The sequence below is a fragment of the Micromonospora aurantiaca ATCC 27029 genome (genome assembly GCF_000145235.1).
In the GTDB taxonomy this organism is placed as follows: Bacteria; Actinomycetota; Actinomycetes; order Mycobacteriales; family Micromonosporaceae; genus Micromonospora; species Micromonospora aurantiaca.
In genome coordinates this window covers 6,018,871-6,045,042 of sequence record NC_014391.1, presented here as the reverse complement: position 1 = coordinate 6,045,042, position 26,172 = coordinate 6,018,871, and the positions used below count along the sequence as shown (strand labels likewise).

Sequence of the window (26,172 nt, the reverse complement as noted above, 5' to 3'; positions counted from 1 at the left end):
ATGCGTGCCAATGCGAGGGCCGGGCCACCCGGTGGGGGTGGCCCGGCCCGTCAGCGGGGTGTCAGGCGCGTTCGATCTTCAGCAGATCCACCCGGTCGAAGAGGTCCACGTGGACGTTCTTGACCTTGGTCGAGTGGCCGAAGTTGTTCTGCCCGTACCGCAGCGGGATCACCGGCATGTCCTGCGCGAGCAGGTCCTCCGCCGCCTGGTACTTCTTGATCGCCTCGTCCTCGGTCGCCGCGCGGGCGCCCTCCGCGAGCAGCTTGTCGAACTCCGGGTTGCTGTAGCCGTAGTAGTTCGACGAGCCGGTGGTGCTGTACAGCGGGCCGAGGTAGTTCTCCATGGACGGGTAGTCCATGACCCAGCCCATCCGGAACAGGCCGACCGGCTGCTTCTGCTTGAGCTTGGTCAGCAGGTCCGCGAACTTCGGCTCGGCGGTGCCCACGCACTCCACACCCAGGTTGGCCTTGAGCTGGTTGCACGTGGCGTCGATCCAGTCCTTGTGGCCGCCGTCGCCGTTGTAGGACAGCTCGATCTTCTTCGGGCCGCCCGCGGCCTCGTACATGGCCTTGGCCTTGACCGGGTCGAACGCGCCCGCCGTGCCGATGGTGTTCTCCCGGTAACCGGCGACCACCGGCGAGACGAACGAGCGAGCCGGCTGCTGCGAGTCCTTGAAGATCGACTTGGTGATCTCGTCCCGGTCGATCGCCATCGAGATCGCCTTGCGCACCTCGGGCTTGCTGAACTCCTCCTGGAACGTCGGGAAGGCCAGCACCTGCAGCGACGAGGCCGGGCTCTGCTGGAAGCGGTCGCCCAGGTCGGTCGAGGCGGTCGACAGGTTCTCGGTCGGGATCGTCTTGATCACGTCGAGGTTGTCCGACAGCACGTCCGCGTACGCCGCGGTCGGCTGCTGGTAGATGCGGAACTCGACGCCGCCGACCTTGGGCTGCTGGCCCGGGAACGCGTCGTAGCGCTCCACCTCGACCTTGGCGTCGTGCTGCCAGCTGCCCTTCATCTTGAACGGGCCCTGGCCGATCGGCGCCTGCTCGTAGCCCTCGGCGAGCACGCCCGGGGCGGAGAAGGCCGCCTTGGGCAGCGGGTAGAAGGCGGTGTAGCCGAGCATGGACTTGAAGTCCACGTACGGCTGGCTGAGCGTCACGGTGAAGGTCAGGTCGTCGACCTTCTTCAGGCCGCTCATCGTCGTCGCCTTCGGGCTCTCGCCCTGGAGGTCGTCGTAGCCGGCCACCTTCTCGAAGAAGTAGCTGGAGTTCTGACCGTTTGGCGCGTACGCGCCGTAGTTCCAGGCGTCGATGTAGTTGTCGGCGGTGACCTTCTCGCCGTTGTGGAACGTGTAGCCGGGCTTCAGCTTGACCGTCCAGACCTTGTTGTCGGACGTCGTCACCGAGTCGGCCGCCACCTCGTGCGGCTTGTTCGCCTCGTCGTAGTCGACGAGCGGGCTGAACAGGGCCGACAGGACCTGGGAGCCGCTCGTCTCGTTGGTGTTGGTGGGCACGAGGTGCTGCGGCTCGGCGATCTCGATCCGCACGGCCGCATCGGAGTCGCCGGCACCGCCGCCGCCACCGCCCGAGCCGCAGGCCGTCAGGCCGAGCGTCACCGCGAGCGGGAGCGCGGCCCAGGCCGCGAGCCTACGAACACGCATGGAGTCTCCTCATCTCCTCACGCTGCGCGGTCGTCCCGGCGCTGGGTGACTCTGCGCAACGAGCGGTAACGGTAGGTCGCGATCTGGCCCGTCGACAACTAGTGCGTGGTCAACTGATGACGGATCGTGTTCGGCGGGCCTTGCCGCTGTTGTCCGCGCGTGCTAAACCTCGCCCCTACCTGGCCTTTTATTCGCCCCTGGTGGTCCGTTCGAGGTCGGTAAAGCGCGTCTGCGACGTCCGGCCCGCCTGTCCGGTCCCTGCCCGTCCGGGCGTGTCAGGGCCGCCGTGTCACGGTGACTGGTCACTCTCCGTGAGTTAGGGCACGTTGCGGAGCGTGATCGTCGGCCGTCGTCGTCCGGGCCCGCCCGCGGGCGTGAGACGATCACGACGTGACGGCGACGATCCTGGACGGCAAGGCCACCGCGGCGGAGATCAAGGACGAGCTACGGGCCCGGGTGAAGGCGCTCGCGGAACGCGGCATCACCCCCGGCCTCGGCACCGTGCTGGTCGGGGAGGACCCCGGCTCCCAGGCGTACGTCAACGGCAAGCACCGTGACTGCGCCGAGGTCGGCATCGCCTCGCTGCGGGTCGCACTGCCGGCCGACGCCAGCCAGGAGCAGCTCGACGCGGCGCTGGCCGAGCTGAACGCCGACCCGGCCTGCCACGGCTACATCGTCCAGCTCCCGCTCCCCGGGCACCTTGACACCCAGCGCGCGCTGGAGTCGATCGACCCGGACAAGGACGCCGACGGGCTGCACCCGGTCAACCTGGGCCGGCTCGTCCTCGGGTACGACGCGCCGCTGCCCTGCACCCCGCGCGGCATCGTGGAGCTGCTGCGCCGGCACGACGTGCCGCTGCGCGGCGCGAACGTGGCTGTCGTCGGCCGGGGCAACACGGTCGGCCGCCCGCTGGGCCTGCTGCTGACCCGGCGCAGCGAGAACGCCACAGTGACGCTCTGCCACACCGGCACGCTCGACCTGGCCGCGCACACCCGCGCAGCCGACGTCGTCATCGTCGCCGCGGGCGTGCCCGGCCTGCTGACCGCCGACATGATCAACCCGGGCGCGACGGTGGTGGATGTCGGCATCACGCGGGTCATCGGCGAGGACGGCAAGGGCCGCTACACCGGCGACGTGGACCCGGAGGTGGCCGAGGTCGCGGGCAAGCTGGTGCCGATGCCCGGCGGCGTCGGTCCGATGACCCGGGCGATGCTGCTGACGAACGTGGTCGAACGGGCCGAGCGGACCGCCTGACACCCACCCAGGTCATAACCGTCCGCCCCTGACCCGATCGGTGCCAGGATGGCTGATACGGTCCGGAAAACCGACTGGTATCAGGGAGTGGGACGACCATGGGTAAGAAGGTCACTGTCGTCGGCGCCGGCTTCTACGGCTCGACCACCGCACAGCGCCTGGCCGAGTACGACGTCTTCGACACCGTCGTGATCACCGACATCGTGGAGGGCAAGCCGGCGGGTCTCGCGCTCGACCTCAACCAGTCCCGCGCGGTCGAGGGCTTCGAGACCAAGGTCGTCGGCGTCACCACCGGCCCGAACGGCGAGGGCTACGAGGCCATCGAGGGCTCGGACGTCGTCGTCATCACCGCCGGCCTGCCGCGCAAGCCGGGCATGAGCCGGATGGACCTGCTGGAGACCAACGCCAAGATCGTCCGGCAGGTCGCCGAGAACGTCGCCAAGTACGCCCCGAACGCCGTCGTCATCGTGGTGTCCAACCCGCTCGACGAGATGACCGCGCTGGCCCAGCTCGCCACCCAGTTCCCCAAGAACCGGGTGCTCGGCCAGGCCGGCATGCTGGACACCGCCCGCTTCACCAACTTCGTCGCCGAGGCGCTGAGCGTGCCGGTGAAGTCGGTACGGACCCTGACGCTCGGCTCGCACGGCGACACGATGGTCCCGGTGCCGTCCAAGAGCACGGTGAACGGCAAGCCGCTGCGTGACGTCATGCCGGCCGAGCAGATCGAGGAGCTGGTCGTCAAGACCCGCAACGGTGGCGCCGAGGTCGTCGCGCTGCTCAAGACCGGTTCCGCGTACTACGCCCCGTCCGCCGCCGCGGCCCGGATGGCGAAGGCCGTGGCCGAGGACTCCGGCGCCGTCATGCCGGTCTGCGCCTGGGTCGACGGCGAGTACGGCATCTCCGGCGTCTACCTGGGCGTCGAGGCCGAGATCGGCGCCGAGGGCGTGAAGCGGGTCGTCGAGACCGACCTGGACGCCGACGAGCTGGCCGCGCTGAAGGAGGCCGCCGAGGCGGTCCGCGCCAAGCAGGGCGACGTCGCCAGCATGTGACGCCCGTCCCACCGCATCGAAGGCCCGCCGGCTCCGCCGGCGGGCCTTCTGCCGTCCCACCCGCGGTTCTCCCCGTCGATCATGAGGTTGACGGCGTAGTCGATCTCCAATTCCGCCGTCAACTTCATGATCGACGGGGTGGGGGATGGGTGGTGAAGGGGGCGGTCAGGTGGGGAGTGGCCAGGACGGTGGGGGAGAGGGACGTGAGCAGGTGCTGCCGGGAGTGGCGGGCCGTGGGCTGGTCCTCCTCGTGGGCGTACGCCAGCTCCGGGTCGACCAACTGGATCGCGTGCACGAGCAGGTCGCCGGTGATCAGGAGGCGCTCGTCGTCCGCCTCGACCAGCACCGACTGGTGACCCGGCGTGTGGCCGGGCGTGTGCAGCAGTCGTACCCCCGGGGTGAGGGGCGTCTCGCCGTCGACCACCCGCAGCCGGCCGGCGGCGCGCAACGGCGTCAGCAGCCGGGCCGGCAGTTCCGGGTGGAACAGCTCCAGCGCGTCCACCTCGGCGCGCTGGATCAGGTGGTCCGCGTTCGGGAACAGCGCGCCGGCCCAGCCCACGTGATCGGTGTGCAGATGGGTGAGGACCACGGTGCGGACGTCGGCCGGGTCGATCCCGGCCGCGGCCAGCTCGGCCGGCAGCCGGCCCGGCACCGGCGCCCAGCTCGCGGCGAGGGAGTCGGCCGGGCCGATGCCGGCGTCGACAAGCGTGACCGGCCCGTCGCCGGCCCGCACCGCGAACGCGCGGAACCGCAGCCACCACCGGCCGTCGTCGGTGACGGCGCCCGGATCGAGCCGGTCGGCCGCCTGCCAGTGCGCTTCCGTGGCGTCGGGAAACGCCTCGCCGCGGGGCTGGAAGAAGGGCCCCTCGCCGTCGGAGAGCGCGGTGACCGTGATAGACCCGAGGGTGCGGCTGCGCGGCATCGGACGATGATGCCAGCGGGCCGAGGCGCGGCGCAGCCCGCTTTTCCGGCGGTCCACCCGGGCCGCCTGGGGACTGCCGGTCAGTTTCCAGTACGCTCGTACTGCTTGAGCACGTGTCCCCCGAGAGGAGCGCCGGCCGATGGCGAAGATCAAGGTAAACAACCCGGTCGTGGAGATCGACGGCGACGAGATGACCCGGATCATCTGGAAGCAGATCCGGGAGCAGCTGATCCTGCCCTACCTCGACGTCGACCTGCACTACTACGACCTGTCGATCCAGCACCGTGACGCCACCGACGACCAGGTCACGGTCGACGCCGCCAACGCCATCAAGGAGCACGGCGTCGGCGTCAAGTGCGCCACCATCACCCCGGACGAGGCCCGGGTGGAGGAGTTCGGCCTGAAGAAGATGTGGCGGTCGCCGAACGGCACCATCCGCAACATCCTCGGCGGCGTGGTCTTCCGCGAGCCGATCATCATGTCGAACGTGCCGCGGCTCGTCCCGGGCTGGACCAAGCCGATCATCATCGGCCGGCACGCGCACGGCGACCAGTACAAGGCCACCGACTTCGTCGTCCCCGGCCCGGGCACGGTGACCATCACCTACACCCCGGCCGACGGCGGCACCCCGATGGAGATGGAGGTCGCCAACTTCCCCGGCGGCGGCATCGCCATGGGCATGTACAACTACGACGAGTCGATCCGGGACTTCGCCCGCGCCTCGTTCCGGTACGGCCTGGACCGCGGCTACCCGGTCTACATGTCGACCAAGAACACCATCCTCAAGGCGTACGACGGCCGGTTCAAGGACATCTTCGCCGAGGTGTTCGAGAACGAGTTCAAGGCCGAGTTCGAGGCCGCCGGCCTCACCTACGAGCACCGGCTGATCGACGACATGGTCGCCGCCGCGCTCAAGTGGGAGGGCGGATACGTCTGGGCCTGCAAGAACTACGACGGTGACGTGCAGTCCGACACCGTCGCGCAGGGCTTCGGCTCGCTCGGCCTGATGACCTCGGTGCTGCTGTCCCCGGACGGCCGCACCGTCGAGGCCGAGGCCGCCCACGGCACCGTCACCCGGCACTACCGGCAGTACCAGAAGGGCGAGAAGACCTCGACCAACCCGATCGCCTCGATCTACGCCTGGACCCGGGGCCTGGCCCACCGGGGCAAGCTGGACGGCACCCCGGCGGTCACCGAGTTCGCCGACACGCTGGAGAAGGTCATCGTGGACACCGTCGAGGGTGGCCAGATGACCAAGGACCTCGCGCTGCTCATCTCGCGGGATGCCCCGTGGCTGACCACCGACGAGTTCATGAACGCGCTCGACGAGAACCTGGCGCGCAAGCTCGCCGCCTGACGTGCAAGGAAGGGCCCCTTCTTAACGCCTCGCGTTGTAGAAGGGGCCCTTTTTAACAACCTCAGGCTCGCCGGGACGGCGTGACCTCGTTCGGTGCGCCCTCGTTGCACAGGGTGGACGAGATGCCAGTCGCGTCCATGAAGGTGGGCCGTGGCCGCGCGCCGGCCGGCCGACCTTCGAGGCTGCTGAGCGCAGCCAGCCGTCCCTTCCCTGCGGGGGGTCCTGTCCCGGGCCCCCCGCGCCCCATGCTCGGACCGCGGCTGTTAAGAAGGGGCCCTTCCTCTGCCGCAGGCGTTAATAAGGGGCCCTTCCTTTCATGCGGCGCGGAGCAGTTCGGCGGCGCGTTCCGGGGCGATGTCGTTGATGAACACGCCCATGCCGGACTCCGACCCGGCGAGGTACTTCAGCTTGTCCTTGGCCCGCCGGATGCTGAACAGCTGAAGGTGCAGGTGGCCCAGCTCCCTGTCGATCCGTACCGGCGCCTGGTGCCAGGCCGCGATGTACGGCATCGGCAGGTCGAACAGCCCGTCGAAGCGGCGCAGCAGGTCCAGGTAGAGCGGCCCGAAGGCGTCCCGCTCGGCGTCGTTCAGCGCCGGGATGTCCGGCACCGGCCGGTGCGGTGCCACGTGCACCTCGAACGGCCAGCGCGCCGCCGCCGGGACGTACGCGGTCCAGTGCTCGTTGCTCGTCACCACCCGCTCTCCGGAGGCGCGTTCGGTGGCCAGCACGTCGGCGTAGAGGTTGCCCCCGGTGCGGTCGGCGTACCGCCGGGCGGCGGCCAGCATCGTGCGGGTGCGCGGCGTGACGAACGGGTACGCGTAGATCTGCCCGTGCGGGTGGTGCAGGGTCACCCCGATCTCCACGCCCCGGTTCTCGAACGGGAAGACCTGCTCGACGCCGGGTAGCGCGCTCAGTGCGGTGGTGCGGTCGGCGAGCGCGTCCAGCACCGTCCGCACCCGCTGCGGGGAGAGGCGGGCGAAGGAGGCGTTGTGGTCGTCGGTGAAGCAGACCACCTCGCACTTTCCACGTCCGGGGCGTACCGGGGTGAACGGCGTGATCTCGGCCGGCTCGTCGGCCACCCGCTGGCTCAGCGACGGGAACCGGTTCTCGAAGACCACCACGTCGTAGTCGGGCGCGGGGATCTCACTGTGCCGCTCACCGCGGGACGGGCACAGCGGGCACTGGTCGGCCGGGGGCAGGAACGTGCGGGTCTGCCGGTGCACCGCCACCGCCACCCACTCGTCGGTCAGCGGGTCGTACCGCAGCTGCGAGGCGGGCGGGGGAGGGGGCAGGTCCCGCCGGTCCGGCTGGTCGCGGACCGCGTCGTCCCGCTCGTCGAAGTAGATCAGCTCGCGGCCGTCGGCCAGCGCGATCTGCGTACGCTTCACTCCGCCCCCCTCGTCGTGGGCACCGTCACCAGCTCACCCACCCTGTCGTCGAGTACCCGTCGGGCCTCGGGTGCCAACCGGTCGTCGGTGACCAGCACGTCCGCCGCCTCCAGCGGCACGATCGACGAGATGCCGACGGTGCCCCACTTGGTGTGGTCGGCGAGCACCACGAGCCGGTCCGCCGCTGCCACTAGCGCCCGGTTCGTGTCCGCCTCCATCAGATTGGGGGTGGTGAAACCGGCCCGTTCGCTGATCCCGTGCACGCCCAGGAAGAGCAGGTCCAGGTGGAGCGCGGCGATCGCGGCCACGGCGAGCGGGCCGACGAGCGCGTCCGACGGTGTGCGTACGCCGCCGGTGAGCACCACGGTCTGGTCCGGCCGGCCGCCGACGTGCAGGGCCTCCGCCACCGGCAGCGAGTTGGTGACCACTGTGAGGCCGGGCACGTCCACCAGCCGCCGGGCCAGCTCGGCGGTGGTGGTGCCGGCGGAGAGCGCGATCGCGGCGCCGGGCCGGACCAGCCCTGCGGCATGCTCGGCGATGGCGGCCTTCTCCGCCGACTGGCGGACGGACTTGGCGTGGAAGCCGGGCTCGTCGGTCGAGCCGGGACCGGCCGGCGTCGCGCCCCCGTGCACCTTGGCGAGCAGGCCCTGCTCGTGCAGCGTGTCCAGGTCGCGCCGGATGGTCATGTCGGAGACGCCGAACTCGGCCGCCAGCTCGGTGACCCGGACGCCGCCGGCGCGGCGCAGTCGTTCCAGGATGGCCGTCTGCCGCTGCCGCGCCAGCATCCCCGGCTCACCTCCGCGCCTCACCGACCCACGCGGGCGCTCCACGCGGTCGAACGTGTTCCAACAAAGACGAACACTACCGCGCAACGAGGGGTGATGCGAGACCGCCGCCGTCCGGAAGCCGGACGACGGCGGTCGAGGGTGCTGGAGTGCCGGGACTCGGCCGGCGGTCAGGCGGTCACGCGGGCTGGAGGCGGGGCTCCACCCAGCCAGTCTCGGTCAGGTGCTCCATCACCTTCCCGATAGCCTCCTCGACGCTCAGATCCGAGGTGTCCACCACCAGGTCGGCGTCGGTGGGCGCCTCGTACGGGTCGTCGATGCCGGTCATCCCGGTGATCAGGCCGGCTCGGGCGCGGGCGTACAGGCCCTTGCGGTCGCGCTGCTCACACACCGCCAGCGGCGTCGCCACGTGGACCAGCAGGAACCCCGCACCGGCCGTCTCGGCCATCTCCCGGGCGGTGGCGCGGGCCGCCGCGTACGGCGCGATCGGGCAGCAGATGCCGACGCCCCGGTGCCGGGCGATCTCGGCGGCCACCCAGCCGATCCGGCGCACGTTGAGATCCCGGTCGGCCTTGCTGAACCCCAGCCCGGCGGAGAGTTCCCGCCGCACCACGTCGCCGTCGAGCAGCGTGATGGTGCGGTCGCCCTGCTCGCGGAGCACGTCGGCCAGCCCTCGGGCGATCGTCGACTTGCCCGAGCCGGACAGGCCGGTCAGGAAGATCACCAGCCCTCGGTGCCGCCGCGGCGGGCGTGCCCGGGCCAGTTCCTTCGCCACCGCCGGCGGGGTGTGCCACTCGGGCAGCGGGAAGCCCCGGTCCAGCAGGTCGTCGATCTCGCGCGCGCTCAGCGCCAGCCGCCGGTTGCGCGGCGGGATGTCCTCGCGCCAGCGCCACTGCCCGTCCCGGTTGTCGTAGGCCAGCTCGCGGGGGACCAGCACGCGCAGACCGGCGCCGGAGAGCATGCCCTCGGTGGAGAGCAGGTGGGTGACGCCGTACGCGGCGGCGACCCGGGCCCGCAGCAGCGCGTCGCTGATCTCGTCGCGCCGCCGGGCCAGCGGCACCGCCACCAGCGTCGCCGGGGGCATCCGGTCGCGGGCGGCGAACACGCTGCGCACCAGCGACTCGGCCGGCAGGCCGCCGATCGACTCCTCGCCCACCGGGATCATCACCAGCAGGTGCGCGCCGAGCGTACGGGCCGCGTGCGCGATCTGCGCCAGCTGCGGCCGGTGCAGGGGACGGTCGGCGAACACGCCGAGCACCCGGCCCGGCGGCAGCAGCCCGCGTACCTCGTCGGGGCCGCGCCGCAGCCGCTGGAACGGCCCGTGGCCGCCGTCGCCCAGGCGGCGCACCGTGCCGCCGACACCCACCATGCCCTCGCGGCCCGGCCAGACGTCGGTCACGTCCATCGCCGCCACCGGCGCGCCCTCGCCGTCGGTGAGCACCACCGCCCGGCGGGCCGGGTCGGCCGGGTCCAGCCCGTCGGCGAGCGCCGCCGGCACCTGGAGTGTCACCGGCACCGGCCACGGCGTGCCGTCGGCCAGCCGGCCGCGCCGGTTCAGCGAGGCCAGGTCGGCCCGGCTCATGAAACCGGTGAGCGGTGCGTACGCCCCGCTCAGCAACAACTGGAGATCGGCCAGCTCAGCGGGTCTGGGCGCGTACGACGGCGCATCCCGCAGAACGTCCTCGGGCAGCAGCCACCCGTTGCTCATCGAACCCCCAACTCACCGGCCGGCACACAGTTTCGCAGCCCACCGGCGATCGGTCGAGAGCGCCACCCGGCCTCCCGGTGATCGCCTGTTCCGGCGACCGTGCCGAGGACGAGTCGGGGTCACCGAATCCTTACCGGCGGGCCGCGGCCGGTCGATCGTGCGAACGGCTGCCTGCGCGCGCCGACCGGCCGAGCGCGCGGTCCCGTATCCGCCGGACCGCTCGGCGGAGACGGGACCGGAGCCGGCGCGAGTCCTCCACCCGAGGCGCGCCGCCGTTCCCGCCACCTAAGGGCCGCGGAGGCCGAGGATCAGGGGATCGCAGGGGTCAGGAGAGGCTCTGGCGAGGCACCGGAGTTCTACGCTGAACGGCGTGACACTGCTCGCGACCGAGTCGCTGACCAAGACGTACGGAGGCCGGGTCACCGCGTTGGCCGACCTCACCGTGTCGGTCGAGCCGGGGATCATCGGGCTGGTGGGCGCGAACGGCGCCGGCAAGTCCACTCTGATCAAGATCCTGCTGGGTCTGCTCCCGCCGACCAGCGGCCGGGTGCAGGTGCTCGGCCTCGACCCCACCACCGACCCCGCCGCGGTCCGCGCCCGGGTCGGCTACATGCCCGAGCACGACGCCCTCCCGCCCGACCTGTCCGCCGCCGAGCTGGTCACCCATCTGGGCCGGATCAGCGGGCTGCCGCGCACAGTCGCCCGCGAGCGGGCCTCCGAGGCGCTGCGCCACGTCGGTCTGCACGAGGAGCGGCACCGGGCCGTCGGTGGCTACTCCACCGGCATGAAGCAGCGGGTCAAGCTCGCCCAGGCGCTCGTGCACGATCCCGACCTGCTGCTGCTCGACGAGCCGACCAACGGCCTCGACCCGGCCGGCCGGGACGCCATGCTCGCGCTGATCCACCGGATCGGCACCGAGTTCGGCATCTCGGTGGTGGTCTGCTCGCACCTGCTCGGCGAGGTGGAGCGGATCTGCGACACGCTCGTCGCCATCGACGGCGGCCGGCTGCTGCGCGCGGACCGGGTGTCCGCCATGACCACCGCCACCGACGTGCTCGCGGTCGAGGTGAGCGAGGGCACGGAGGAACTGGCCGCCCGGCTCACCGCGCTCGACCTGCCGGTGACCCGCGACGGGCGGCTGCTGCTCGTCCCGCTCGCCGACGACGCCACCTACGACCAGATCCTCGGCGCGGTCGCCGAGCTGGACCTGCCGCTGCACCGGCTGGACCAGCGGCGGCACCGGGTGGCCGAACTCTTCGCCGCGAGGGAGCCCAGCCATGTCTGACGCGACCGGGGTCATCCACGACATCGGCTACCAGCGCTACACCGGTCCGCGGCTCGGCCGCCGGCAGGTCTTCGGCGCGCTCTACCTGCACGGCGTGCGTACCGTCTTCGGGCTGGGCCGCAGCGCCAAGGCCAAGATCTTCCCGTGGCTGGTCGTCTCCGTGGTCACAGTGGTGGCCGCCGGCGTCACCGCGGTGCGCAGCCAGATCGGCGAGGTGGTGATGACGTACGCCCAGTTCGCCGACGCGATGAGCTGGCTGGTCATCTTCTTCGCCGCGGTGGCCGCGCCCGAGCTGGTCTCCCGCGACCTGCGCAGCGGCGTGCTGCCGCTGTACTTCTCCCGGCCGCTGCCGCGCGGCGACTACGCCCTGTCCAAGCTGCTGGCGCTGGTGACCGCGCTGTGGCTGCTGCTCGGCGGCCCGCAGCTGGTGATGTTCCTCGGTGCCGCGTTCACCACGAACCGGGGCGTACGCGGGGTGTGGGACGAGCTGCTCGACCTGCTGCCCGGGCTGCTCTACGCCGGGCTGTGGGCGGTGGTGTTCGCCTCGATCGCCCTGCTCGTCGCCTCGCTCACCGGCAAGCGCGCGTTCGCCGCCGGCGGCATCGTGGCGGTCTTCCTGATGACCACGCCGGTCGTGGGCGTGCTGTCCATCCTGCCCTCGCGGACGATCAACGAGCTGGCCTTCGTGGCTTCTCCGCCGACGCTCGTCGGCGGCGTGGGCAACTGGGCGCTCGGCGACCGGCTGACCCAGGGACGGGGCGGCATGCCGATCGGCGACTTCGGGCCGGTCTACGCCGTGGCCGCCGTGCTGCTGGTCGCCGCCTGCGTCAGCCTGCTGCTCCTGCGATACCGGAAGGTGGCCGCCCGATGACGGCGATCAGCACCCAGTCGACGGCCGGCGCGCCCGCCGCCGCGACGAGCACGCTCGACCTGGCGGGCGTCTCCCGCTGGTACGGCAACGTGGTGGCGGTCAACGACGTCACCATGCGGCTCGGCCCCGGCGTGACCGGCCTGCTCGGCCCCAACGGCGCCGGGAAGACCACGCTGCTGCACATGATGGCGGGCTTCCTGTCCCCGTCGCGCGGCACCGTGACGCTGGACGGGGAGCCGACCTGGCGCAACCCCGCCGTCTACCGGCGGCTCGGCCTGGTCAGCGAGCGCGAGGCGGTGCACACGTTCCTCAGCGCGTACGAGTTCGTGCTCGCCAGCGCCAAGCTGCACCGGCTGCCCGATCCGGAGGCCGCCACCCGGCGGGCGATCGAGCTGGTCGAGATGGAGGACGCGCAGACCCGCCGGATCGGCACCTACTCCAAGGGCATGCGGCAGCGCACCCGGGTCGCCGCCGCGCTCGTGCACGACCCGCAGGTGCTGCTGCTCGACGAGCCGTTCAACGGGATGGACCCGCGCCAGCGGCTGCACATGATGGCGCTGCTGCACCGGCTCGGCGACGCGGGGCGGACCATCCTGTTCAGCTCGCACATCCTGGAGGAGGTCGAGCAGGTCTCCGGCACGGTCCAGGTGATGGTGGCCGGCCGGCTCGCCGCCTCCGGCGACTACCGGACCATCCGCCGCCTGATGACCAACCGGCCGCACGTGTTCGGGGTGCGTTCCACCGACGACCGGGCGCTGGCGGTGGCGCTGATGGCCGAGGCGTCGGTCTCCGGCGTCGAGCTGGACCGAACCGGCCTGACGGTCAAGGCCGGCGACTACGGCGCGTTCACCCGGGCACTGCCCCGGATCGCGCTCCGGCACGGCATCCGGGTCCGGCAGCTCCTGCCGGAGGACGAGTCGCTGGAGAGCGTCTTCTCGTATCTGGTGGAGGCATGATGTCGACAGTCACCTGGATCACCGCGCGCGGCCTGTTCGGCCGGAGCCGGTTCCTCATGCTGCTGCCGTTGCCGCTGGTCCTGATCGGCCTGGCGGTGCTCTGCCGGTCGCTCGGCGTCGACCCGGGCCAGTGGGGACCGCCGGTGCTCGTCGGCCTCGGCCTCGCGGTGGTGCTGCCGGTGGTGGCGCTGATCGTGGGCACCGGCGTGCTCGGCGCGGAGATCGACGACGGCACCGTCGTGCACATCCTCACCAAGCCGCTGCCGCGCTGGCAGATCGTGCTGCCGAAGCTGGCGGTCGCGGCCGGCGTCACAGCGGTCACCGTCGGCGTCCCGATCTACGTCGCGGGCGTGCTCGCCGATTCGGTACGCCTCGGACTCGCACTGGTCGCCGCCTCGGCGGCGGGCGCGCTGGCGTACTCGGCGCTGTTCCTCGCGCTGAGCCTGGTGACCCGGCGGCCGGTGCTGCTCGGCCTGGTCTACGTGCTGATCTGGGAAGGGCTGCTGGGCCGGTTCGTCGGCGGCACCCGGGTGCTGTCGATCCAGCAGTGGGTGATCGCCCTGGCCGACCGGATGGCGCCGACGCCGCTGCTCGGCACCACCGTCTCGGTGCCGGTCGCGGCGGTGCTCACCGCCCTGGTGGCGGTCGGGTTCACAGTGCTGGCGATCGACCGCCTGCGCTCGTTCAGCGTGGCCGGCGAGACGAGCTGAACCCCGGGGCGGAACCCGTTTTCCGGCACGAGCGCCGGAAAACGGGTTCTGCCCTGCCGTGTCCGGTCTGTTAGTTTGCGGCGGCTACGCACACCGACACGGGGAGAACACCTTGCGTTCAGCTCGCCTCGCCCTGCTGGCTCCGGCCGCGGTCGCGATGATCGTCATGTCCGGCTGCGATGACGACAAGCCCTCGGCCGGGCCGGCGGCGCCCTCCGCCCCCGCCGCCACCTCCGTGCCGCCGGTGACCCCGGCGCCGGCGGGCCTCGACGAGGCCACCCGGAAGACCTGCGCGACGGCGGAGAAGGACATCACGGCCGCGCTGAAGGAGGTGGCCGAGGCGGAGAAGATCGGCCCGCCGGCCGGCCACTCGGCGGTCAGCGCCCAGTACTCGGCGGGCGCGGCCACGCTCTACACGCACGCCTTCACCAGCAGCGACGAGGTGAACGCCGCGGTGAAGGGGGTCGCCACCGCCATGACCGACCTCGCCGACACCTGGGCCAAGGCGCCGGGCAAGGCGCCGAGCAAGGCGGATCTGACCACCGCCCGGGACAAGCTCAAGGCGGCCTGCGCGGCCGAGTGAGGCATGCACCGCCGAGGGGCCGGCCCGGTCGGCCCTCCGGGGTGTTAAGAAGGGCCCCTTCTACAACGCCAGGCGTTAAGAAGGGGCCCTTCCTTACATCCGACCGCCGTGCGGCGGTTCAGAACGCGCAGGCGATGACCAGTTCCGTGGTGCGGTCCGGCAGCAGGTCCAGCTTCGCGATCCGGCCCGCGGCCCGCAGGTCGTCGGCGACGGCGCCGAGCTGATCGAGCACCGCTGCCGGTCCGAGCGCCTCGGCCAGCGGCACGTCCGCCTTCATCGACAGCTTCCGTTCCGACTTGGCGCGGCGCACCTGACCCAGCGCGTCAGCGGCCAGCCGCAGCAGCTCCGGGTCACCCGGCGCCTCCATGGCGCGGCCCACCTCGTACGTGGTCGGCCACGGTGAGCGGTGCACCGACCCGTACCGCCACCACGACCAGACCTCCTCGGTCACGAACGGCAGCACCGGCGCGAACAGGCGCAACTGCACCGACAGCGCGGTCGCCAGCGCCGCCCGGGCCGAGTCGGCGGCCGGCCCGGTGCCGTAGGCGCGCTCCTTCACCAGCTCGATGTAGTCGTCGCAGAACCGCCAGAAGAACGCCTCGGTGGCCATCAGAGCGGCCGTGTGGTCGTACCCGTCGAAGGCGGTGGTCGCGGTCGCGACCACGCCGGACAGTTCGGCGAGCATCGCGGTGTCCAGCGGTTGGGTCGCCGCGGCCCGCAGCGCGTCGGCGGCGCCCAGCCCGAGCGCGAACCGCGACGCGTTGAGCAGCTTGGTGGCCAGCCGGCGGCCCACCTTGACCTGGGCCGGGTCGAAGGCGAGGTCCATGCCCGGCTTGCCGTTGGCGGCCCAGTAGCGGACCGCGTCGGACCCGTTGCGCTCCAGCAGCGCCATCGGCGTGACCACGTTGCCCTTGGACTTCGACATCTTCTTGCGGTCCGGGTCGAGGATCCAGCCGGAGAGCACAGCTGTGTGCCACGGCAGCGCGCCGTGTTCCAGGTGGGACCGGGCCACAGTGGCGAACAGCCAGGTCCGGATGATGTCGTGCCCCTGCGGGCGCAGGTCCATCGGGAAGACCCGGGCGAACAGGTCCGGGTCGGTCTCCCAGCCGCCGACGATCTGCGGGGTCAGCGACGAGGTGGCCCAGGTGTCCAGCACGTCCGGGTCGCCTGTGAAACCGCCTGGCTCACCGCGCTGCGACTCCTCGTATCCGGGCGGCGGCTCGCTCGTCGGATCGATCGGGAGCATCGCCTCGTCCGGTGTGAGAGGGTGGGACCAGTCCGGCTCGCCAGCGTCGTCGAGCCGGTACCACACCGGCACCGGCACGCCGAAGAACCGCTGCCGGCTGACCAGCCAGTCACCGGTGAGACCGCCCACCCAGTGCTCGTACCGGTGCCGCATGTGCTCCGGCACCCAGCGCAGCTCCCGCCCCCGGGCCAGCAGCTCCTCGCGCAGGCCGGCGTCCCGGCCGCCGTTGCGCAGATACCACTGCCGGGTCGAGACGATCTCCAGCGGCCGGTCGCCGCGCTCGTAGAACTTCACCGGGTGGGTGATCGGCCGCGGCTCGCCGACCAGGTCGCCCGCGTCGGCGAGCAGCTCCACGAGCGTCCGCCGGGCGCCGTTCACCGTCTGCCCGGCCAGTGCCGCGTAGGGCTCCGCCGGCACGCCGGCCGGCGGCTCCGGCAGCAGGCGTCCGTCCCGGCCGATCACCACGCGGGTGTCCAGCCGCAGTTCCCGCCACCAGGTCACGTCGGTCAGGTCACCGAACGTGCAGACCATCGCGATGCCCGTGCCCTTGGCCGGGTCCGCCAGCGGGTGCGCGCGCACCGGCACCTCGACCCCGAACACAGGGGTACGCGCAGCGGCGCCGACCAGGTCCGCGTACCGCTCGTCGTCGGGGTGGCAGACGAGCGCCACGCAGGCCGGCAGCAGCTCCGGCCGGGTGGTGTCGATCAGCACCTCGCGGCCGTCCGGCCCGGTGAACCGCAGCCGGTGGTACGCGCCGGGCCGCTCCCGGTCCTCCAGTTCCGCCTGCGCGACGGCGGTGCCGTACCCGACGTCCCACAGCGTCGGCGCCTCGGCCTGGTACGCCTCGCCCCGGGCCAGGTTGCGCAGGAACGCCCGCTGGCTCGCCGCGCGGGCCGCCGACCCGATCGTGGTGTACGTCAGCGACCAGTCCACTGACAGCCCGAGCCGCCGCCACAGCGCCTCGAACGCCTTCTCGTCCTCCACAGTGAGCAGCTCGCACAGCTCGATGAAGTTGCGCCGGGAGATCGCTGTCGGGTTCTTCCGGGCAGCGTCGTCCACCGGTGCGGCCGGCGGGCGCCAGTCCTTGTCGTACGGCAACGACGGGTCGGGACGAACGCCGTACACGTTCTGCACCCGGCGTTCGGTGGGCAGCCCGTTGTCGTCCCAGCCCATCGGGTAGAAGACGGTGCGCCCGCGCATCCGCTGGAACCGGGCCACCGTGTCGGTGTGGGTGTACGAGAAGACGTGACCCATGTGCAGCTCGCCCGACACGGTCGGCGGGGGAGTGTCGATCGCGTATACGTCCGACCGCTCCTTCGTGCGGTCGAACGCGTACGTGCCGTCCTCCTGCCAGCGGCGGGCCCAGGTCTCCTCGAGGCCGTCCAGGCTCGGACGCTCGGGGACGCCGCCGCGAGGGCTGATCGTCGTGTCGGTCATCAGCCGATGGTAGGCAGCCACCCTGCCGCACTCCACGACTTTCCCCACCCCGCGCGTCCTCGTCGATCTTGCACTTGCCGCCCCGGCACAAGCCACTGATCGGGCATCTCGCGGGCCGCAAGTGCAAGATCGACGGGGACCTGGGCGAGGGCTAGAGGAGGGAGTCGCGCCACTGGCGGTGCAGGGCGGCGTAGCGGCCGTCGGCGGCGATCAGCTCGGCCGGCGGGCCGTCCTCCACGATCCGGCCGTCGTCGAGCACCAGCACCCGGTCCGCTGTCTCCACCGTGGAGAGCCGGTGGGCGATGACCAGCGCGGTACGGTCGCGCAGCACGCTGTGCAGGGCCCGCTGCACCAGCCGCTCGGTCGGCACGTCGAGCGACGAGGTCGCCTCGTCGAGGATCAGCACCCGGGGGTCGGCGAGGAACGCCCGGGCGAACGCGACGAGCTGCCGCTGCCCGGCGGAGAGCCGCCCGCCGCGCCGGTGCACGTCGGTGGCGTACCCGTCCGGCAGCGCGGCGATGAAGTCGTGCGCGCCGATCGCCCGCGCGGCCGCGACCACCGCCTCGTCGTCGGCGTCGGGGCGGCCGAACCTGATGTTGTCGGCCACGGAACCGCTGAACAGGTGCGTCTCCTGGGTCACCAGCACCACCGCCCGGCGCAGCTCGGCGTCTGCGAGGTCGCGCAGGTCCACCCCGTCCAGCCGGATCACGCCCGCGTCCGGATCGTGGAAGCGGGCCACCAGCTTCGCGACAGTGGACTTTCCGGCGCCGGTCGGCCCGATCAACGCCACTGTCTGCCCCGGCGGCACGGTCAGGTCCAGGCCGGACAGGATCGGCGTCCGGCGGCGGTAGCCGAAGTCGACGGCGCGGAAGGTGACGGCCCCGCGCGGCGGCCCGGCCGGCAGCGGCACCGGCCGCGCCGGTTCGGCCACCGCCGGGCGCTCGTCCAGCACGCCGGCCAGCTTCTCCAGCGCGGCGGTCGCCGACTGGAGCGAGTTGTAGAACTGGCTCAGCTCCTCCATCGGCTCGAAGAACCGGCGCAGGTAGAGCAGGAACGCGGCGAGCACGCCCACCTCCACGCCGCCGCCCAGCACCCGCCAGCCGCCGTACCCGAGCACCACCGCAGCGGTCAGGTTGCCGATCAGCCGGATGCCCGGCGAGTAGATCGCGATCAGCCGGAACGCGCGCAGGCTGGAGCGCCGGTAGTCGTCGTTCACAGTGGCGAAGATGCGGTCGTTGCGGTCCTCCCGCCGGTACGCCTGGACGGCCCGGATGCCGCGCAGCGACTCGACGAAGTGCACGATGACCAGCGCCACCGCCTCCCGGGTGCGCCGGTACGCCCCGGCCGAGGCGCGGGCGAACCAGCGCGACAGCACGAACAGGAACGGGAACGGGAACGCGAGCAGCGTCACCGCCGCCAGTGGCAGGTCCAGCCAGAGCAGGATGCCCGCCACCGACAGCACGGAGAGCCCGGCCATCACCAGCTTGTCGATGCCGCCGTCGACCAGCTCGGCGATCGACTCCAGGTCGCTGGTCAGCCGGGACACCATCCGCCCGGACGTGTAGCGCTCGTGGAACCCGACGTCGAGGCGGAGGAAGTGCCCGTACACCCGGCGGCGCAGGTCCAGCAGGACGGCCTGGCCGATCCGGGCGGCGAGGGTGAGGAACGCGCGCCGGGCCGCGTACTCGACAGCGGTGGCGACCACGAACGCGGCGGCGACAGCGATCAGCGGGCCGGGATCGCCGCCCCGCAGCGGCTCGATACCCCTGTCGATGCCGAGCATGACCAGGTACGGCCCGGACATCGCGGCGGCGTTCTGGGCCAGCAGCAACGCCACCGCCAGCCCGAGGGCCCGCCGGTGCGGGCGCAGCAGCCGGCGCAGCAGCAGCCGGCTGCGGGCACGCAGCCGGGTCACCGCCTCCGGGGACGAGTCCTCGGCCCGGCTGCGGTCGGCGTCCGGATCGGTGGCCCGCCCTCGCCAGCGGGACAGGCCTTCACCGTCGCCGTGGCGCGCGCCGGTCGTCCCGTTACCGTTCGGCGCGTCGCGGGGCCGGGGCACCCGCGGCGCGCGGCCGGTCACGAGCGCACCAGGCCGACGCCGTCGCTCCGGCGCTCCGGCTCGGCGGACAGCACCGCCCGGTAGGCGGGTACGCGGGCCAGCAGCTCCGAGTGGGTGCCGACGGCGACGATCCGGCCGTCGTCGAGCAACGCCACCCGGTCCGCCAGTGCCACGGTCGAGGGGCGGTGCGCCACCAGCAGGGTCGTGGTGGCGGTGTCCCGCAGCACGCGGCGCAGGGCCGCCTCGACGAGCGCCTCGGTGTGCACGTCGAGTGCGGAGAGCGGGTCGTCGAGCACCAGCACCGCGGGCCGGCCGAGCACCGCACGCGCCAGCGCGAGACGCTGCCGCTGCCCGCCGGACAGCGACAGCCCCTGCTCACCGACCCGGGTCGAAAGCCCCCAGGGCAGCTCGAACGCGAACTCCGCCTGGGCCAGCGTCAGCGCGGCCCGGACCTCGTCCTCGCTCGCGTCCGGGCGGCCCAGTGTGAGGTTCTCCCAGACCGACATGGAGAACAGCGTCGGCTCCTCGAACGCGACGGCGACCAGCCGCCGCAACGACTCCAGCCGCAGGTCACGCACGTCGTACCCGTCGAGCGTGATCCGGCCGCGGGTGACCTCGTGCAGCCGGGGGACGAGCGACAGCAGCGTGCTCTTGCCGCAGCCGGTGGCGCCGACGAGCGCCATCGTCTCGCCCGGCTCCACTGTCAGGTCCAGATCGCGCAGCACCGGCGCGGACGTACCGGGGTAGCGGAAGCCGACCCCCTCGAAGCGGAGCCGGCCGCGCACCTCGCCCCGGTCGAGCGGCCGGGCGTGCGGTGCGTCCACGATGGTCGGCGGCGTGTCCAGGACCTCCTGGATCCGGTCGGCGGCGGTCGCGGCCTCCTGGCCGTTGGCGATGATCCAGCCCAGCGACTGCACCGGCCAGATCAGCATGAGCTGGAGACTGACGAACGCGACCAGCTCCCCGATGGACAGCACGCCGTCGGCGACCGCCGCGGCGCCTGCCACCAGGACCGCGCCGAGGGTCAGGTTGGGCACCAGGTCGAACAACGCGGAGGTACGGGCCAGCAGCCGGGCCTTGCCGATCCCGGTGTCGTGCAGCCGGCGCGCGCCGACGGCGAACCGGGCAGCCAGTTCCGGCCCACGCCCGTACGCCCGCATGGTGCGCAACCCCAGCGCGGTCTCCTCGACCAGCGTGGCGACGTCGCCCTGCTGGTCCTGCATCCGCCGCGACGCCGCGTGGTAGTGGCGCGCGAAGCGGCGGCTGATCAGGAACAGCGGTACGGCGCTCGCCGCGACCAGCAGCCCCAGCCACTGGTGCAGCCGGATCAGCAGCGCCACCACCGCCGCGTAGGTGACCAGGTTGAGGACCAGGAACAGCAGCCCGAAGGAGAGGAACCGCCGGATCACCGAGAGGTCGCTGGTGATCCGGGACAACAACTGGCCGGACTGCCAGCGGTCGTGGAAGCCGGCCGGAAGCCGTTGCAGGTGGGCGTAGATGTCGGCGCGGATGGCGGCCTCCATGCCCACCGAGGACGACGACTGCGTCCAGCGGCGGATGAAGATGAGGACCGCCTCGGCCACGCCGAGCAGCAGCGCGAGGGCGCCGAGCCGGAGCAGCCCGGCCTCGTCGTGCCGGGCCACCGGCCCGTCGACCACCCGCTGCACCACGAGCGGAACGGCCAGGCTCGCCGCGGTGGCGGCAAGCGCCGCGACCAGCAGCCAGGCGAACTCCGTCGCGTACGGGCGCAGGTAGGGCCGCAGCCGCCAGAGGTTGCGCAGCGGCTGGGACCGGGCGCCGGAATGCGCCGCGGGGTTGCCGTCGCTGGACGCGGGCACTACCCGACGGTAGCCGCCGGGGGTGGCAGTCCGGCTGTCAGCTAGCCGTCACCCGTCCCTCATGCCCGAGAAGCCACTTCTTCACGTCCAGGCCCCAGCGGTATCCGCCGAGCGAGCCGTCGGTGCGCAGCACCCGGTGGCAGGGCACGAACAGCGCGGCGGCGTTGCGCGCGCAGGCCGCCGCGGCGGCCCGGATCGCCGCCGGTCGCCCGGCCAGCGCGGCGAAGCCGGTGTAGGTGACCGGGTCGCCGGGCTTCACGTCGCGCAGCACCTGCCAGGCGTGCGTCAGGAATGCGCCGCCGGTGTGCTGCTCCACCGCTACCGCGTCGATCGCGGTGAGTTCACCGTCCAGGTAGGCCCGCACGGCGGCGGTCACCGGACCGAGGTCGGCCCGTTCCCGCAGCTCGCCGCGCAGGCTCGGGTGGATCAACGGCAGCAGGGCCGCCGGGTCGGCGGTGAAGCCCGCCGCGCGTACCGCCCCGGTCGGGCCGGCGAGCACGCTCAACGGGCCGGCGGGGGTGTCGATGACGGTGCTGTCCACAGTGCTCATGCTGCTCTCCAGAGTCGGATGGTCGCGTACGACCGCCAGGGGCGCCAGCGGTCGGCGTACGCGGACAGGGTCTTCGGGTCGTCGGACAGGCCGAGCGCCGCTGCGCCACGGCGTACGCCCAGGTCGGTGGTGAGCGCGACATCCGGGTCGCCGAGTGCGCGCATGGCCAGGTAGCCGGTGGTCCACGGGCCGATACCGGGCACCGCGGCCAGGAGCCGGACCGCCTCCTCCCGGTCGCCTCCGGGTTCCAGGTCGAGTTCGCCGTCGGCGACCGCGCGGGCCAACGCACGGAGCGTCTCCCGGCGGGCCGCCGGCATCCGGAACGCCGTGTCCGGAGCCGCGAGCACCTCCGCCGGACCGGGGAACGCCACCAGGCCGTCCGCCGGGTCGTCGGCACCCGCCCCGCTCGCTGCCCGGGTGGCGGAGAGCAGGCGGGTGAGCGTGGTCCGCGCCGAGGCCAGCGAGACCTGCTGGGTGGCGACGGCGCGGACGGCCAGCTCGAAACCGTCAACCGCGTGCGGCAGCCGGACGCCGGGCTCGGCCGCGACGGCCGGGGCCAGCGCCGGGTCGGCGGCCAGTGTGGCGTCCACCGCTACCGGGTCGGCGTCCAGGTCGAGCAGACGGCGGCAGCGGGCCACCGCGGGGGCCAGGTCACGCATGTCGGCCAGCCGCAGCGTCGCGTCGATGTGGCCGTCGGCAGGGGCCAGCGCCACCGTGGCGGGACCGTGCGGCAGTCGCAGCCCTCGGTGGTAGGTGCCGTCGCGGACCACCTCGACGCCGGGTAGCGCGCGCAGCGCGAGGAAGTCCAGCAGCGCGCCCGCGTGCAGCGGGGGCCGGTACGCCAGCCGTAGCGAGAGCGTGCCCGCCCCGGTGGTCGCCGCCGGGCCACGTCGGCCGGCCCGCAGCTCGGACGGCGTGCCGCCGTAGACCTCGCGGACCGTGTCGTTGAACTGCCGGACGCTGCCGAACCCGGCGGCGAAGGCCACCTCGGCCAGGCCGAGGCCGGTGGTCTCGATCAGGATCCGGGCGGTCTGCGCGCGCTGGGCCCGGGCCAGCGCCAGCGGGCCGGCGCCCAGCTCGGCCCGGAGCATCCGGTGCAGGTGCCGCTCGGTGTAGCCCAGCCGGGTGGCCAGCCCGGGCACCCCGTCCCGGTCCACCACGCCGTCGGCGATCAGCCGCATGGCGCGACCGACCAGGTCGGCCCGGACGTCCCACTGGGGCGAGCCCGGTGCCGCGTCCGGCCGGCACCGGCGGCACGCCCGCAGCCCGGCCCCCTGCGCGGCGGCGGCGGACGGGAAGAACCGGACGTTCTGCCGCTTCGGCGTCATCGCCGGACAGGACGGCCGGCAGTAGATCCCGGTCGACGTCACGCCGGTGTAGAACCAGCCGTCGAACCGCGGGTCGCGGCTGTCGACGGCTCGGTAGCACCGCTCGAAGTCCAGTTCCATGCCACGATCCTGCCTCGCAGCTCCGACGCTCGGCTGGCGGGATTCAGACATGACGTGCGGCAGTCGCGCCCGCTCGGGGAAGTGGCGGTATCCCGAGCCCCGGGACACCGCCACTCCGGCGAGGTGGCGTGGATCATGACCGGCGGACCCGAGAAAGTGTCGTAAGTGGTCGGTAGCGTCCCGCCACCAACTCAAGAAGAGGTGCGGGGCATGGCGAGCGTGGCCGGGCGGGGTGTCCGCTGATGCGATCGGGGCGAGCACCGTTGGACGCCGCGGTGGTGGAGGGCTTCTACGAGCGGATGCGGGTGGTGGCGCCGGCCGCGTACGGCGCGATCGAGCGCGACCGGGCCGGTGACCCCGGTCGCCCCTTCGCGGACACCGCCTGCGGGCGGCTGGCCGGCTCCCTCGACCCGGACGGGCTGCGCGCGCTCGGTATGTGGGCGCACCACTGGTGCATGCGCTTCTACGACGACGACACCCGGGTCGGCCTGCGGCTGGTCCGCGAGATCGCCGCCCGCTCCGGCCTGGGCTGGACCGCCGACGAGGTGCGGTGGCTGCTCGACCGGTCGTACGCGGCCGGTCCCGCCGCCGCGCACCGGTTCACGCTGCCGCTCGCGGCCGCGGCGCAGCTACCGGCCGGTGTGCTGCCCGAGGGCGTCACCGCCGAGGCGTGGCCGGACGACTGGCGTCGGCTGCGGGCCGGCTGACCGCGCCGCCACCGGGCCGCCGTCCCGCCGCCTGCCCGAAGGCCGGCCGGCGTCGTTGTCGGGCTGTCCGCGCCGCCGCCCGGCTGCGGGCGCGGCGATCGACCCGGCATCTGCGCGAGCACCATCGCCGCCACGGCCACCGCGAAACCGGTGAGCTGGACCGGGTCCAGCGCCTCACCGAGCACCACCCAGCCGAGCGCCGCCGCGGTGAGCGGGCTCAGCGCGCCGAGCACCGACACGCGGGACACCGGCAGTCGCGCCGCGCCCCGGAACCACAGCACGTACGCCAGCGCGGTGCCGGCCAGCCCGAGCCACGCGTACCCGAGAAGGGCCGGCCCGTCGGGCACGGGCGGCGCGCCCTCGACGGCGGCGGCGACCGGCACGATCATCAGGCCACCGGCGACGAGCTGCCAGCTCGTCGCGGCGAGGACGCCCGTTCCGGGCGGCCGGCCCCAGCGGCGGGTGAGCACAAGTCCGGCGGCCATCGCCACGGCGCCGGCCAGTCCGGCGGTGACGCCGAGCGGGTCGAGGCCGGCACCTGGGCGCAGCACCACGAGGGCGACGCCGAGCGGGGCGACCGCGGCGGCGACCAGCGCCGGCCGGGTGGGGCGGTCACGGAGCAGCGCGACTGTCAGCACCGCCACCAGCAGTGGCTGCGCGGCGCCGAGGACGGCGGCGGTGCCGCCGGGCAGCCGGTACGCGGCGAGGAACAGCAGCGGGAAGAACACCCCGATGTTCAGCGCGCCGAGCACTGCGGCTCGCCCCCACCAGAGACCGCGTGGTCGTCGGCGGGTCAGGGCGAGCAGCAGCAGACCGGCCGGGAGGGCGCGGATCGCCCCGGCCCAGAGCGGCCGGTCCGGGGGAAGGAGTTCGCCGGTGACCAGGTAGGTGGTCCCCCAGGTGATCGGGGCGGCGGCGGTGAGCGCGACGTCGGTCCAGCGGCGGTTCATGTCGGCCTCTCTCGGCTCTAAGTATCTTAGCGCTAAGCTAATCAGGTCCGAGCGAAAAGGGGAAGTGGGACGTGCGGCACAATCGGCAGCCGTGACAGGCGACGAGGTGGACGCGATCGTCGAGCAGTGGCGGCGGGAACGACCAGGTATGCGGCCCGAGCCGATGGCCGTGTTCGGCCGCATCTACCGGCTGGCCCGGCTGGTCGGCGACGGCCAGGAGAAGGTGTACGCGGGCTGGGGCATCGGCCGGGGCGAGTTCGACGTGCTGGCCGCGCTGCGGCGCTCCGGCTCGCCGTACACGCTGGCGCCGAAGGCGCTCGCCGCCTCGCTGATGCTCACCTCCGGCGGCATGACCGGGCGGCTCGATCGCCTCGAACGCGCGGGCCTGGTGCGGCGCTCCCCGGACCCGGCCGACCGGCGGGCGCTGCGGGTCACGCTCACCGACACCGGCCGCCGGGTGGTGGAGGAGTCGGCCGAGGCCGGGCTCGCGGTGCAGCGGCGGATCCTCGACGCGCTTCCGCCCGCCGACCAGGACCGGCTGGCCGACCTGCTGCGCGCGTTGCTCGCGGCGGCCGAGGCCAGGCCCGCGGATCCGGCACAATGATCGGCACCGTCACCGCCCGGAAGGACGCCCATGCCCGCCACCGAACCGACGATCGTCGCCACCAGCATGGGTTTCGCCAGCCGTCGCCGTGGCCCCTGGGACGCTCGGCCCAGCGCCCTGTTCGACCTGATGGCCGAACTTGCCGGGGCCGGTGACGCGCCCCGCGTCTGCTACCTCGGCCAGGCCACCGGCGACCAGCCGACCGGGTTCACCGTCTTCTACGGCGCCTTCGCCGGCACCCGGTTCCGCGCCTCCCACCTGGCGCTCTACCCGATGCCCAACGTCGAGGACATCCGGGCGCACCTGCTCGCGCAGGACGTCATCTGGGTCGGCGGCGGCAGCGTGGCGAACCTCTGCGCGGTGTGGCGGGTGCACGGCCTGCCGGAGATCCTGCACGAGTGCTGGCAGGCCGGAGTGGTGCTCGGCGGGGTCTCCGCCGGTTCGATCTGCTGGCACACCGGCGGCGCCACCGACAGCTACGGTCCGACGCTGCGGCCCTTCACCGAAGGGCTGGGCTGGCTCCCGTACGGCAACGGCGTGCACTACGACAGCGAGGAGCAGCGCCGCCCGCTGATGCACCGGCTGGTCGCCGACGGCACGCTGCCGGCGAGCCACTGCACCGACGACGGCGTGGGGCTGATCTACCGGGGCACCCGGCTGGCCGAGGCGGTGGCGGACCGTCCCGGCGTGGCCGCGTACGAGCTGGTCCGCGCCGAGGACGGCACCGCCCGGGAGACCCGGATCGAGCCGCGCCTGCTGTCCGCCGAGCCGGAGTGACAGGCTTCGCGGACCTGCCTGCCCGGCG

The 26,172-nt window shown here is 73.0% G+C and carries 21 protein-coding genes and 1 pseudogene; 11 read left to right on the top strand and 11 right to left on the bottom strand.

Features of this window, described 5'->3' with window-relative positions; translation table 11 throughout:
• Positions 1–61: 61 nt before the first annotated feature.
• Positions 62–1,660 (bottom strand): peptide ABC transporter substrate-binding protein, encoded by a 1,599-nt coding sequence (locus MICAU_RS26850; protein ID WP_013288501.1) that lies wholly within the window; start codon positions 1,658–1,660, stop codon positions 62–64.
• Between the two features lie 390 nt (positions 1,661–2,050).
• On the opposite strand from MICAU_RS26850, the gene MICAU_RS26845 reads away from it, so the two are divergent.
• Together MICAU_RS26845 and mdh are read left to right on the top strand one after the other, a co-directional pair.
• The gene (locus tag MICAU_RS26845; protein ID WP_013288500.1) at positions 2,051–2,914 is read left to right on the top strand and encodes a bifunctional methylenetetrahydrofolate dehydrogenase/methenyltetrahydrofolate cyclohydrolase; all 864 of its coding nucleotides are present in this window, start codon (positions 2,051–2,053) and stop codon (positions 2,912–2,914) included.
• Between the two features lie 98 nt (positions 2,915–3,012).
• A complete protein-coding gene (gene mdh, locus MICAU_RS26840; protein ID WP_013288499.1) occupies positions 3,013–3,963 on the top strand; it encodes a malate dehydrogenase in 951 nt (316 codons plus the stop codon).
• Between the two features lie 124 nt (positions 3,964–4,087).
• On the opposite strand, the gene MICAU_RS26835 is transcribed toward mdh, so the two are convergent.
• On the bottom strand, positions 4,088–4,885 hold the full coding sequence (locus MICAU_RS26835) for an MBL fold metallo-hydrolase (RefSeq protein ID WP_013288498.1): 798 nt from the start codon (positions 4,883–4,885) through the stop codon (positions 4,088–4,090).
• A gap of 139 nt (positions 4,886–5,024) precedes the next feature.
• Between MICAU_RS26835 and MICAU_RS26830 the strand changes: the two genes are divergently transcribed.
• Positions 5,025–6,242: an NADP-dependent isocitrate dehydrogenase gene (locus MICAU_RS26830; RefSeq protein ID WP_013288497.1), complete on the top strand. Its 1,218-nt coding sequence runs from the start codon at positions 5,025–5,027 to the stop codon at positions 6,240–6,242.
• Positions 6,243–6,556: 314 nt separating this feature from the next.
• Here MICAU_RS26830 and galT read toward each other — a convergent pair whose 3' ends face one another.
• The 3 genes from galT to cysC form a co-directional block, all read right to left on the bottom strand.
• Entirely contained in the window at positions 6,557–7,630 is a 1,074-nt protein-coding gene (gene galT, locus MICAU_RS26825; RefSeq protein ID WP_013288496.1) for a galactose-1-phosphate uridylyltransferase, read from the bottom strand.
• A complete protein-coding gene (locus tag MICAU_RS26820; RefSeq protein WP_013288495.1) occupies positions 7,627–8,415 on the bottom strand; it encodes a DeoR/GlpR family DNA-binding transcription regulator in 789 nt (262 codons plus the stop codon). Before MICAU_RS26820 ends, galT begins: the two co-directional genes overlap by 4 nt.
• Positions 8,416–8,593: 178 nt before the next feature.
• Positions 8,594–10,123 (bottom strand): adenylyl-sulfate kinase, encoded by a 1,530-nt coding sequence (gene cysC, locus MICAU_RS26815; protein ID WP_013288494.1) that lies wholly within the window; start codon positions 10,121–10,123, stop codon positions 8,594–8,596.
• 370 nt (positions 10,124–10,493) lie between these two features.
• Here cysC and MICAU_RS26810 point away from each other — a divergent pair, with 370 nt between their 5' ends.
• The 5 genes from MICAU_RS26810 (at position 10,494) to MICAU_RS26790 (ending at position 14,528) form a co-directional block, all read left to right on the top strand.
• Complete coding sequence (locus MICAU_RS26810; RefSeq protein ID WP_013288493.1) at positions 10,494–11,408, top strand: ABC transporter ATP-binding protein; 915 nt, start codon at positions 10,494–10,496, stop codon at positions 11,406–11,408.
• Positions 11,401–12,279, top strand: coding sequence for an ABC transporter permease (locus MICAU_RS26805; RefSeq protein WP_013288492.1), 879 nt, complete (start codon positions 11,401–11,403; stop codon positions 12,277–12,279). Before MICAU_RS26810 ends, MICAU_RS26805 begins: the two co-directional genes overlap by 8 nt.
• Positions 12,276–13,235 carry an ABC transporter ATP-binding protein gene (locus MICAU_RS26800; protein ID WP_013288491.1) on the top strand — a complete coding sequence of 320 codons (960 nt, stop codon included), beginning with the start codon at positions 12,276–12,278 and terminating at the stop codon, positions 13,233–13,235. The genes MICAU_RS26805 and MICAU_RS26800 overlap by 4 nt, the downstream gene beginning before the upstream one ends.
• The gene (locus MICAU_RS26795) at positions 13,235–13,945 is read left to right on the top strand and encodes an ABC transporter permease (protein ID WP_013288490.1); all 711 of its coding nucleotides are present in this window, start codon (positions 13,235–13,237) and stop codon (positions 13,943–13,945) included. Before MICAU_RS26800 ends, MICAU_RS26795 begins: the two co-directional genes overlap by 1 nt.
• Positions 13,946–14,102: 157 nt before the next feature.
• Positions 14,103–14,528, top strand: a complete 426-nt coding sequence (locus tag MICAU_RS26790) for a hypothetical protein (protein WP_013288489.1) — start codon at positions 14,103–14,105, stop codon at positions 14,526–14,528.
• Positions 14,529–14,646: 118 nt separating this feature from the next.
• Here the strand turns inward: MICAU_RS26790 and valS are convergent, their stop codons facing one another.
• From valS to MICAU_RS26765, 5 genes are all read right to left on the bottom strand, one after another.
• Complete coding sequence (valS, locus tag MICAU_RS26785; RefSeq protein WP_041799357.1) at positions 14,647–17,211, bottom strand: valine--tRNA ligase; 2,565 nt, start codon at positions 17,209–17,211, stop codon at positions 14,647–14,649.
• A gap of 151 nt (positions 17,212–17,362) precedes the next feature.
• Complete coding sequence (locus MICAU_RS26780) at positions 17,363–19,291, bottom strand: ABC transporter ATP-binding protein (protein WP_013288487.1); 1,929 nt, start codon at positions 19,289–19,291, stop codon at positions 17,363–17,365.
• The gene (locus tag MICAU_RS26775; protein ID WP_013288486.1) at positions 19,288–21,108 is read right to left on the bottom strand and encodes an ABC transporter ATP-binding protein; all 1,821 of its coding nucleotides are present in this window, start codon (positions 21,106–21,108) and stop codon (positions 19,288–19,290) included. Before MICAU_RS26775 ends, MICAU_RS26780 begins: the two co-directional genes overlap by 4 nt.
• A 37-nt stretch (positions 21,109–21,145) precedes the next feature.
• A complete protein-coding gene (locus MICAU_RS26770) occupies positions 21,146–21,658 on the bottom strand; it encodes a methylated-DNA--[protein]-cysteine S-methyltransferase (RefSeq protein WP_013288485.1) in 513 nt (170 codons plus the stop codon).
• Complete coding sequence (locus MICAU_RS26765) at positions 21,655–23,106, bottom strand: AlkA N-terminal domain-containing protein (protein ID WP_013288484.1); 1,452 nt, start codon at positions 23,104–23,106, stop codon at positions 21,655–21,657. Before MICAU_RS26765 ends, MICAU_RS26770 begins: the two co-directional genes overlap by 4 nt.
• 242 nt (positions 23,107–23,348) lie before the next feature.
• On the opposite strand from MICAU_RS26765, the gene MICAU_RS33270 reads away from it, so the two are divergent.
• A complete protein-coding gene (locus MICAU_RS33270) occupies positions 23,349–23,813 on the top strand; it encodes a hypothetical protein (protein ID WP_225319535.1) in 465 nt (154 codons plus the stop codon).
• A gap of 128 nt (positions 23,814–23,941) precedes the next feature.
• Here MICAU_RS33270 and MICAU_RS33265 read toward each other — a convergent pair.
• A pseudogene (locus MICAU_RS33265) lies at positions 23,942–24,763 on the bottom strand (EamA family transporter); the annotation flags it as partial.
• Positions 24,764–24,854: 91 nt separating this feature from the next.
• Here MICAU_RS33265 and MICAU_RS26755 point away from each other — a divergent pair.
• On the top strand, positions 24,855–25,367 hold the full coding sequence (locus tag MICAU_RS26755; protein WP_041799118.1) for a MarR family winged helix-turn-helix transcriptional regulator: 513 nt from the start codon (positions 24,855–24,857) through the stop codon (positions 25,365–25,367).
• Between the two features lie 30 nt (positions 25,368–25,397).
• A complete protein-coding gene (locus MICAU_RS26750) occupies positions 25,398–26,144 on the top strand; it encodes a Type 1 glutamine amidotransferase-like domain-containing protein (protein ID WP_013288481.1) in 747 nt (248 codons plus the stop codon).
• Positions 26,145–26,172 lie beyond the last annotated feature (28 nt).

What these genes read in the sequence shown, in the direction of transcription:
- MICAU_RS26850 (WP_013288501.1), bottom strand. Translation starts at nt 1,660, where the DNA reads ATGCGTGTTCGTAGGCTCGCGGCCTGGGCCGCGCTCCCGCTCGCGGTG.
- mdh (WP_013288499.1), top strand. Translation starts at nt 3,013, where the DNA reads ATGGGTAAGAAGGTCACTGTCGTCGGCGCCGGCTTCTACGGCTCGACC.
- MICAU_RS26835 (WP_013288498.1), bottom strand. Translation starts at nt 4,885, where the DNA reads ATGCCGCGCAGCCGCACCCTCGGGTCTATCACGGTCACCGCGCTCTCC.
- MICAU_RS26830 (WP_013288497.1), top strand. Translation starts at nt 5,025, where the DNA reads ATGGCGAAGATCAAGGTAAACAACCCGGTCGTGGAGATCGACGGCGAC.
- MICAU_RS26820 (WP_013288495.1), bottom strand. Translation starts at nt 8,415, where the DNA reads ATGCTGGCGCGGCAGCGGCAGACGGCCATCCTGGAACGACTGCGCCGC.
- cysC (WP_013288494.1), bottom strand. Translation starts at nt 10,123, where the DNA reads ATGAGCAACGGGTGGCTGCTGCCCGAGGACGTTCTGCGGGATGCGCCG.
- MICAU_RS26805 (WP_013288492.1), top strand. Translation starts at nt 11,401, where the DNA reads ATGTCTGACGCGACCGGGGTCATCCACGACATCGGCTACCAGCGCTAC.
- MICAU_RS26800 (WP_013288491.1), top strand. Translation starts at nt 12,276, where the DNA reads ATGACGGCGATCAGCACCCAGTCGACGGCCGGCGCGCCCGCCGCCGCG.
- MICAU_RS26795 (WP_013288490.1), top strand. Translation starts at nt 13,235, where the DNA reads ATGTCGACAGTCACCTGGATCACCGCGCGCGGCCTGTTCGGCCGGAGC.
- MICAU_RS26790 (WP_013288489.1), top strand. Translation starts at nt 14,103, where the DNA reads ATGATCGTCATGTCCGGCTGCGATGACGACAAGCCCTCGGCCGGGCCG.
- valS (WP_041799357.1), bottom strand. Translation starts at nt 17,211, where the DNA reads ATGACCGACACGACGATCAGCCCTCGCGGCGGCGTCCCCGAGCGTCCG.
- MICAU_RS26770 (WP_013288485.1), bottom strand. Translation starts at nt 21,658, where the DNA reads ATGAGCACTGTGGACAGCACCGTCATCGACACCCCCGCCGGCCCGTTG.
- MICAU_RS26765 (WP_013288484.1), bottom strand. Translation starts at nt 23,106, where the DNA reads ATGGAACTGGACTTCGAGCGGTGCTACCGAGCCGTCGACAGCCGCGAC.
- MICAU_RS33270 (WP_225319535.1), top strand. Translation starts at nt 23,349, where the DNA reads ATGCGATCGGGGCGAGCACCGTTGGACGCCGCGGTGGTGGAGGGCTTC.
- MICAU_RS26750 (WP_013288481.1), top strand. Translation starts at nt 25,398, where the DNA reads ATGCCCGCCACCGAACCGACGATCGTCGCCACCAGCATGGGTTTCGCC.